This window comes from Flavobacterium sp. AG291 (assembly GCF_003350375.1).
Taxonomy (GTDB): domain Bacteria; phylum Bacteroidota; class Bacteroidia; order Flavobacteriales; family Flavobacteriaceae; genus Flavobacterium; species Flavobacterium suzhouense.
Window position 1 is genome coordinate 187,149 of the sequence record NZ_QQAR01000007.1, and the last position, 8,062, is coordinate 195,210.

10 protein-coding genes are annotated in these 8,062 nt (G+C 36.9%); 8 read left to right on the plus strand and 2 right to left on the minus strand.

The window, feature by feature from the left end:
- Positions 1–30: 30 nt before the first annotated feature.
- The gene (locus DEU42_RS09585; RefSeq protein ID WP_114758073.1) at positions 31–381 is read right to left on the minus strand and encodes a hypothetical protein; all 351 of its coding nucleotides are present in this window, start codon (positions 379–381) and stop codon (positions 31–33) included.
- 448 nt (positions 382–829) lie between these two features.
- Here DEU42_RS09585 and hisG point away from each other — a divergent pair, with 448 nt between their 5' ends.
- From hisG to hisIE, 8 genes are read left to right on the plus strand one after another with little or no spacing between them, the layout of a single operon-like run.
- Entirely contained in the window at positions 830–1,687 is an 858-nt protein-coding gene (hisG, locus tag DEU42_RS09590) for an ATP phosphoribosyltransferase (protein ID WP_114758074.1), read from the plus strand.
- A 4-nt stretch (positions 1,688–1,691) separates the two neighbouring features.
- Positions 1,692–2,981, plus strand: coding sequence for a histidinol dehydrogenase (gene hisD, locus DEU42_RS09595; RefSeq protein WP_114758075.1), 1,290 nt, complete (start codon positions 1,692–1,694; stop codon positions 2,979–2,981).
- Positions 2,974–3,996, plus strand: coding sequence for a histidinol-phosphate transaminase (gene hisC, locus DEU42_RS09600; protein WP_114758076.1), 1,023 nt, complete (start codon positions 2,974–2,976; stop codon positions 3,994–3,996). The genes hisD and hisC overlap by 8 nt, the downstream gene beginning before the upstream one ends.
- Positions 3,993–5,081: a bifunctional histidinol-phosphatase/imidazoleglycerol-phosphate dehydratase HisB gene (hisB, locus tag DEU42_RS09605; RefSeq protein WP_114758077.1), complete on the plus strand. Its 1,089-nt coding sequence runs from the start codon at positions 3,993–3,995 to the stop codon at positions 5,079–5,081. Before hisC ends, hisB begins: the two co-directional genes overlap by 4 nt.
- Positions 5,078–5,656 carry an imidazole glycerol phosphate synthase subunit HisH gene (hisH, locus tag DEU42_RS09610; protein WP_114758078.1) on the plus strand — a complete coding sequence of 193 codons (579 nt, stop codon included), beginning with the start codon at positions 5,078–5,080 and terminating at the stop codon, positions 5,654–5,656. The genes hisB and hisH overlap by 4 nt, the downstream gene beginning before the upstream one ends.
- On the plus strand, positions 5,653–6,366 hold the full coding sequence (gene hisA / locus DEU42_RS09615) for a 1-(5-phosphoribosyl)-5-[(5-phosphoribosylamino)methylideneamino]imidazole-4-carboxamide isomerase (RefSeq protein WP_114758079.1): 714 nt from the start codon (positions 5,653–5,655) through the stop codon (positions 6,364–6,366). The genes hisH and hisA overlap by 4 nt, the downstream gene beginning before the upstream one ends.
- On the plus strand, positions 6,360–7,112 hold the full coding sequence (gene hisF / locus DEU42_RS09620) for an imidazole glycerol phosphate synthase subunit HisF (RefSeq protein WP_114758080.1): 753 nt from the start codon (positions 6,360–6,362) through the stop codon (positions 7,110–7,112). Before hisA ends, hisF begins: the two co-directional genes overlap by 7 nt.
- Complete coding sequence (hisIE, locus tag DEU42_RS09625) at positions 7,109–7,696, plus strand: bifunctional phosphoribosyl-AMP cyclohydrolase/phosphoribosyl-ATP diphosphatase HisIE (protein WP_114758081.1); 588 nt, start codon at positions 7,109–7,111, stop codon at positions 7,694–7,696. The genes hisF and hisIE overlap by 4 nt, the downstream gene beginning before the upstream one ends.
- A gap of 87 nt (positions 7,697–7,783) precedes the next feature.
- Here hisIE and DEU42_RS09630 read toward each other — a convergent pair.
- Positions 7,784–8,062, minus strand: a 279-nt coding sequence (locus DEU42_RS09630; protein ID WP_147278097.1) for a T9SS type B sorting domain-containing protein, incomplete at its 5' end; no start/stop codon positions are given.

Consider the following 8,062-nt stretch of genomic DNA (forward strand, 5'->3'; position numbering starts at 1 on the left):
TAAACACACTTATGGCTATACAATTATGGTTTAGCTTATTTTAGGAGGAAGACGAAGTCCGTAAGTATCGGACTCAAAATATGATTCTGAATAAACAAATTTTTCTTTTGTTTCTAATGCAGAATTAAACAGCTGTCCCGTTTCCAAAGAAGCAATTGGCAAAAATTTCAGCATACCTATAGTCAGGCATTGACAGCAATTTCCGTCACATTTTCCTTTATGTTCCTGCTTACAAACACCAGCATGATTTGTATCAGTTACCGAACATTCTGTATAAGACTTGTTTTGGGGAGTATGATTTGAATTATTACAGGCAAAAGAAGTCTCTGGGGTTAAAATAAACCCTAAAACCATCAGCACTATAATATATAAGTTTTTCATATCCAACCGGTTTCAAAAAACCTTTAATAAAGTAATGTAAATGTACTACCTATTTTCCTATGGTCTCTTATACAATTTTATAAAGATTATATAAAATTTTGGTATTGTCCGTTTTCAGTAAATATTTAAAGACATCTATATGTCTGAAAATCAGGCACAATATTTTAATCTCAAAGCAAAATAAAAATATAATTTCTGGTCAAATAATTTTGTTGTTTAAAAATAGTTCTATATTTGCTACGTTATTTCAGACAAATAACCCTTAAGTATGAGATTTAATCAACTACATCATCATCATCATTTTAATACTGGCTCAAATGCGAGAAGGAAATGATATGTAGTTAATCCAAATATTTTTCTAAAACCCGTTTGAGTAAAATCAGACGGGTTTTTTATTTAATCGAGCGCTCCCCCTTCTTTTTTTACTCAGGCATTATTTCTAATAAAAATGAGTAAATTAAAAATTGCCATTCAGAAGAATGGCCGGCTTAGCGAAAAATCGCTCCAGTTACTAAAGGAGTGCGGCATAAAACTCTCTAACGGCGAACGCACCTTAAAAGCAGTATCTACAAATTTTCCAATTGAGATCCTGTTCCTAAGGGATGATGACATCCCTCAATATGTAGAGCAAGGTATTGCAGACGTGGGAATACTGGGTGAAAACGAAGTGTGGGAAAAAAACAAAGAGGTTACAATTAACACCAAACTTGGTTTCGCCAATTGTCGACTTTCCCTTGCTGTTGCTAAAGATGTTGAATATAATGATACATCATACTTCAACAATAAAAAAATAGCAACAAGTTACCCAGTTATTTTACAGCAATTCCTTAATAAAAATAACATTATTGCGGAAATCGAACCTATCAATGGTAGCGTAGAGATTGCCCCGGGTATTGGCCTTGCAGATGCTATTTTTGATATTGTTAGCACGGGAAGCACTTTGCAAATTAACGGGTTAAAAGAAGTTGAAATAGTTAGCAAAAGTGAAGCAGTATTAATTTCTAACCCCAACCTTGACAGCAATAAACAGACTATCCTTAATCAATTGCTTTTCAGGATACAGTCCGTTAAGAACGCTTCTGAAAACAAATACATCCTGTTAAATGCTCCCACTTCTTCAATAAAAAAGATATCTGAGGTATTACCGGGTATGAAAAGTCCAACTGTCCTATCTCTTGAAGAACCGGGATGGAGCAGCATTCACTCTGTAATTCGTGAAGACGATTTTTGGAATAATATAGATCGCCTAAAAGCATTAGGCGCTCAGGGAATACTAGTAGTTAATGTTGAAAAAATGATACTGTAAACAAATGAAAACATACTACAACCCTACTAAAAATGAATGGTCGTCGCTATGCGAAAGACCTGCCATAAAAAGCTATAATCTGGAAGAACTGGCTACTCAGATATTCACGGAAATACAAAGAAACGGAGACGTTGCAGTTAGAAAATATACCAACATTTTCGACGGTGTTGTACCTGATAGCTTAAAATTAACAGAACAGGAAATAACTCAATCGGCTAAGCTAATACCGGAAGAGTTAAAACAAGCCATACAATTGGCTAAAACCAACATTGAAAAATTTCACATTTCTCAGAAAGAGGCAAAAAGTATAATTGAAACAACTGAAGGTGTATACTGCTGGAGAGAGAGCCGTGCGATAGAAAATATAGGCATTTATATTCCCGGTGGCTCTGCCCCTCTTTTTTCAACTGTACTTATGCTTGCTATTCCGGCACAAATAGCAGGCTGTAAAAACATTGTATTGTGCACACCGCCTGATAAGCATGGAAAGATCAATGATGCAATTCTTTATGCAGCACAGCTAACCGGAATTAAAGATATTTATTGCATCGGTGGCATTCAGGCTATTGGAGCTATGACTCTGGGTACGGAAAGCGTACCAAAAGCCGATAAAATTTTCGGCCCTGGAAATCAGTATGTAACCGCTGCTAAACAACTGGCATTAAAATATGGTGTAGCCATAGATATTCCTGCCGGTCCAAGTGAACTATTAATTATTGCCGATACCACTGCAAATCCTGAATATCTGGCTGCAGATTTACTATCACAGGCCGAACATGGTTCTGACAGTCAGGTGATTTTGTTATGCACAGAAGAATCTTTGGCTAAGGCAACTATAAATGAAGTAAACAGTCAAATTCAGGATTTACCCAGAAGAGAAATAGCTGAAAAAGCATTACGAAACAGCAAGATCATTGTTTTTGATGATTTGGAGTCGTGCTTCGGCCTGAGTAATCAATATGCTCCGGAACACCTCATAATTGCCTGCGAAAATGCTGAAAATTATACTGAGAAAATAATAAATGCCGGCTCTGTCTTTCTTGGTAATCTAAGCTGTGAAAGTGCCGGAGATTATGCCAGTGGAACCAACCACACCTTACCTACAAATGGTTATGCTAAAAACTATAGCGGAGTATCCCTCGACAGTTTTATACGAAAAATAACTTTTCAAAAAATCAGTGAGAAGGGATTGCAGAATATTGGTCCGGCTATAGAAATAATGGCTGAGTCCGAAGAACTTCAGGCTCATAAAAATGCAGTTACAATACGACTAAAAGACTTAAATAATGTTTGATATTAATACGATAGTACGTCCAAACATTCTGGCGTTGCAGCCCTATTCCTCAGCCCGGGATGAATATACAGGCAAACAGGGAATATTTCTCGATGCTAATGAAAATCCTTTCGGAGAGTTAAATCGTTATCCGGATCCTCATCAGAGCGCATTAAAAGATAGAATAGCATTGGTATACTCTACTGCTCCTGAAAACATCTTCATTGGCAATGGCAGCGACGAAGCAATAGACCTTTGCATGAGGATATTTTGCGAACCGGAAAAAGACAAAGCCCTAACTTTTACACCTACCTATGGTATGTATAAAGTATCGGCATCGATAAACAATATAGAGTTATTGGAAGTTCCTCTTAATGCCGAATTTCAGTTAGATATATACAGCGCTATAGCTTCTTTAAAAGATCCCGCTATAAAAATACTGTTCATTTGTTCACCAAATAACCCCTCCGGTAACACAATTGAGGAAATTGAATCGATAATCAAAAACTTTAAGGGTATAGTAGTAGTAGATGAAGCATATGCCGATTTTACCAATAACTCTCTGCTTGAAAAACTTGGAATGTATCCCAATTTGATTATACTAAAAACACTAAGTAAAGCCTGGGGACTTGCGGCTGTACGTTTAGGAATGGCGTTTGGATCTAAAGCTATAATCGATATCTTCAATAAGGTAAAGCCACCATACAACATCAGTACGCTCAATTATAAGGCCGCGATAGAAAAACTTGAGGATATACAGGGCTTTGAAAAAGCAAAATCTCTACTAATTAGCGAAAGAGAAAGAATGGCTGAAGCTCTTGCAAAGTTACCTCAGGTCGTTAAAGTATATCCGTCTCAGGCAAACTTCCTTTTGATTGAAGTGCGGAACGCTAATAGAATCTATGATTATTTAAAACAAAACAACATTATAGTAAGAAACAGGAATCAGGTAGTGCCCAATTGCATAAGGATATCTGTAGGTACTCCAGATGAAAACCAAAAGCTTCTTACTGCCTTAGAAAATAGTACCATATGAAAAAAATACTTTTTATAGATCGTGACGGAACAATCGTTATTGAGCCGCCTGTCGACTTTCAGCTTGATAGTCTGGAAAAACTGGAATTTTATCCCGGTGTATTTAATGGCTTGTCCAAAATAGTAAACGAACTGGATTATGAACTTGTAATGGTTACCAATCAGGATGGCTTGGGAACAGATTCTTTTCCCGAAAATACATTTTGGCCTGCTCAGGATAAGATAATTCAGGCATTAAAAAATGAAGGTATCTCTTTTAGAGAGATTATCATTGATAAAAGTTTTGAACACGAGAACCTTCCCTCCCGTAAACCCGGAACTGCATTACTGACCCACTACCTAAAAGGAGATTTTGACCTCGCAAATTCTTATGTTATTGGAGACAGAGAAACCGATGTTGAACTTGCAAAAAACCTTGGCAGCAAATCAATATTTATTGGTGATAGTAACAAACAGGCAACATTTGTAACAAAGAGCTGGAATGAAATTTACAATCACCTGAAAGCACTTCCCAGAATTGCTTCGGTATTCAGAAAAACTAAGGAAACTGAAATCAGTATACTTTTAAACCTTGATGGTACAGGAAAAAGCGACATAGCCACAGGTATTTCATTTTTTGACCACATGCTGGATCAGTTGGCAAAACATGGAGGAATAGACCTTTCGATAACAGTTAAGGGCGATCTGCATATAGACGAGCATCACACTATAGAAGATGCTGCATTGGCATTAGGTGAAGCTTTTAAAATTGCATTAGCGAGCAAAAAAGGAATAGACAGGTATGGATTCCTTTTACCCATGGATGATTGCCTGGCACAGGTAGCCATTGATTTTGGAGGCAGACCCTGGTTAGTTTGGGATGCTCTGTTTACCCGTGAAAAAATTGGTGAGATGCCTACGGAAATGTTCGTGCATTTTTTCAAATCGTTTAGTGATACGGCAAAATGCAATCTTAACATCAAAGCAGAAGGAACCAATGAGCATCATAAAATTGAGGCAATATTTAAGGCTTTTGCTAAAGCAATTAAAATGGCAATTAAAAAGAATAATGATTTTTCAATCCCAAGCACAAAAGGAACATTATGATAGCAATACTAAAATATAATGCAGGTAACATCACATCTGTAAAAAATGCTGTCGAACGTTTAGGACATCAATGTATCATAACAGATGATCCGCAACTTCTTGCATCCGCAGACAAAGTGATTTTTCCCGGAGTGGGTCAGGCAGCAACAGCTATGGAATATTTAAAAGCAAAAGGATTAGATACAGTAATTAAATCGCTAACACAGCCTGTATTGGGAATTTGTCTTGGCATGCAACTTATGTGTAATTCAACCTCAGAAGGAAATACTGAAGGACTTAGAATCTTTGATATTGAAGTCAAAAAATTCCCGCCTTATAATATTGTTCCCCACATGGGATGGAATACATTAAATATGAAGGAATCAAAATTATTCAAAAACATTCCAACTGATGCTCATTTTTACTTCGTCCATAGCTATTATGCCGAAATGTCCAAATATGCCATAGCTGAATGTAACTACATATTACCCTATAGCGCAGTATTAGAAAAAGATAATTTTTATGCTGTTCAGTTTCACCCGGAAAAGTCGGGTATGTTGGGCGAAATACTAATTAAAAACTTTTTAGAATTATGAGGATTATACCCGCAATAGATATAATAGATGGTAAATGTGTCCGGCTTACCCAGGGAAATTATGATACCCAAAAGATATACAATACAAACCCTGTTGATGTAGCAAAAAAATTTGAAGACTCGGGTATAAAATACCTGCATCTGGTTGATCTTGACGGTGCAAAAGCAGGTAAAATTGTAAATAGTAAAGTTCTTGAAGATATTGCCAGCCAAACAAATTTGATAATAGATTATGGAGGAGGAATTACATCTGACTGCCAAATCGAAAAAGCGTTCGACAGTGGTGCGAACCAAATAACGGCAGGAAGTATTGCTGGCAGAAGACCTGATATAGTTACTAAATGGCTTGAAGTATACGGTTCAGATAAAATAATACTCGGGGCCGATTGTAGCAATCGTAAAATAGCAATTAACGGATGGCTAAATCAAAGTCAGGATGATGTTTTGGTTTATATTAAAAATTATCAGCAAAAAGGAATTCAGCAGGTAATTTGTACTGATATTGCTAAAGACGGTATGTTATCGGGACCTTCAACTGCATTGTATCTTGAAATACTTACTTCTCTCGATATTAAACTTATCGCCAGTGGAGGCATATCTTCTATTAAAGATATTTACCGCATGAAAGAAATTGGATGTGAAGGTGTAATCATTGGTAAAGCCATCTATGAAGGACAAATCAAACTAAAAGAATTAAGCAGATTATGTTAAAAAAAAGAATCATACCATGCCTTGATATCAAGGGTGGACGTGTGGTAAAAGGAATAAATTTCCTGGGGCTTAATGATGCAGGAAATCCAATTGAATTAGCCGCTAAATATGCACAGGATGGTGCTGACGAATTGGTATTTCTTGATATTACTGCTACACTTGAAAAAAGAAAAACATTATTAGAACTTGTCACGACAATCGCCAAAGAAATCAACATTCCATTTACAGTTGGTGGTGGAATAGCTACAGTTCTGGATGCTGAAATACTAATCAATAGTGGTGCCGACAAAATAAGCCTTAATACCGCTGCCGTGCGAAATCCAGACTTAATAAGTGAAATAGCCCATAAAATGGGTAGCCAGGCTGTAGTTGTTGCAATTGATACAAAATTAGTCAATAACACAAATGAAGTGATTATTAACGCCGGCAAAACACCTACTGGAATTGAACTGGTAAGCTGGGCGAGGCATGTGGAACAGATGGGTGCCGGTGAGATACTGCTCACTTCTATGAATCAGGATGGAACCAAAAAAGGATTTGATATTGCTACTATTAATGCTGTAAGCAATGCCGTAAACATACCTGTTATTGCCTCCGGAGGAGCCGGAAACAAGGAACATTTTAAAAATGTTTTTTCTAAAACAAATGTCATCGCCGCTTTAGCTGCAAGCATTTTCCATTATGGTGACATTACTCTCTCTGAACTTAAATATTATTTAAAAGAACAAAACATTCCTATACGATGAAACCAGACTTTACAAAATCAAACGGACTCTTGCCTGTTATAATTCAGGATGCCGGAACAATGAAAGTATTAATGTTAGGCTACATGGATCAGGAAGCTTACACAAAAACTTTTGAAACCGGATATGTAACTTTTTATAGCCGTAGTCGTAAAAACTTATGGACAAAAGGCGAGACTTCCGGAAATTATCTTCTTGTTCAGTCCTCTTCTCTTGATTGTGATTCTGATGCCTTATTGATAAATGTGATAGCAAAAGGCCCAACTTGCCATACCGGGAATGAATCCTGTTTTTCCCTTCCGAATGAAAAAGTTTTTCTTTACAAATTAGAACAGATAATAAAAGAGCGAATTATATCCGGATCTGAGGAGTCCTCTTACACCAAAAAGTTATTTAATGAAGGAATTAATAAAGTTGCTCAGAAAGTAGGTGAAGAAGCTGTTGAACTTATTATTGAAGCAAAGGATAATAATATCGAGCTATTCAAAAATGAAGCAGCCGATTTACTATTCCATTTGTTAATTTTATTTAGAGCTAAAGGTCTTGAATTAAAAGATATTGAAAACACCCTTTCATCAAGGCAATGATAAGTCCTTCAAACCCACAATCTCCTTATAAAAAACAAAAACCGGGCAGCTGTTGGCTGACCGGTTCTTTTTATTGTTTTTGCATTCTTATCTCTTCAGTGAGAAATGCGATTTAAATTCACGTATCACGGTTGTTGTTCCGTCATATTCCGGGTAGGTAACGGTAAACCAGTAATCGGTTGCCGGTACCTGTACACCGTTGAAGGTACCATCCCATCCGTCACTGTCAGGGCTGATCTGTTTGATCAGTTTGCCGTAACGGTCGAAGATATAGATTACCGATCCTGTGTCCTGCAGCCCGATGATGTTCCAGGTATCGTGGAAGCCATCGCCATTCGGGGTGAAGAAGTTAGGGTAATCCACAAT

Coding starts and splice junctions, on each gene's coding strand:
- hisB (WP_114758077.1), top strand. CDS start 3,993: ATGAAAAAAATACTTTTTATAGATCGTGACGGAACAATCGTTATTGAG.
- hisF (WP_114758080.1), top strand. CDS start 6,360: ATGTTAAAAAAAAGAATCATACCATGCCTTGATATCAAGGGTGGACGT.
- DEU42_RS09585 (WP_114758073.1), bottom strand. CDS start 381: ATGAAAAACTTATATATTATAGTGCTGATGGTTTTAGGGTTTATTTTA.
- hisD (WP_114758075.1), top strand. CDS start 1,692: ATGAAAACATACTACAACCCTACTAAAAATGAATGGTCGTCGCTATGC.
- hisH (WP_114758078.1), top strand. CDS start 5,078: ATGATAGCAATACTAAAATATAATGCAGGTAACATCACATCTGTAAAA.
- hisA (WP_114758079.1), top strand. CDS start 5,653: ATGAGGATTATACCCGCAATAGATATAATAGATGGTAAATGTGTCCGG.
- hisIE (WP_114758081.1), top strand. CDS start 7,109: ATGAAACCAGACTTTACAAAATCAAACGGACTCTTGCCTGTTATAATT.
- hisC (WP_114758076.1), top strand. CDS start 2,974: ATGTTTGATATTAATACGATAGTACGTCCAAACATTCTGGCGTTGCAG.
- hisG (WP_114758074.1), top strand. CDS start 830: ATGAGTAAATTAAAAATTGCCATTCAGAAGAATGGCCGGCTTAGCGAA.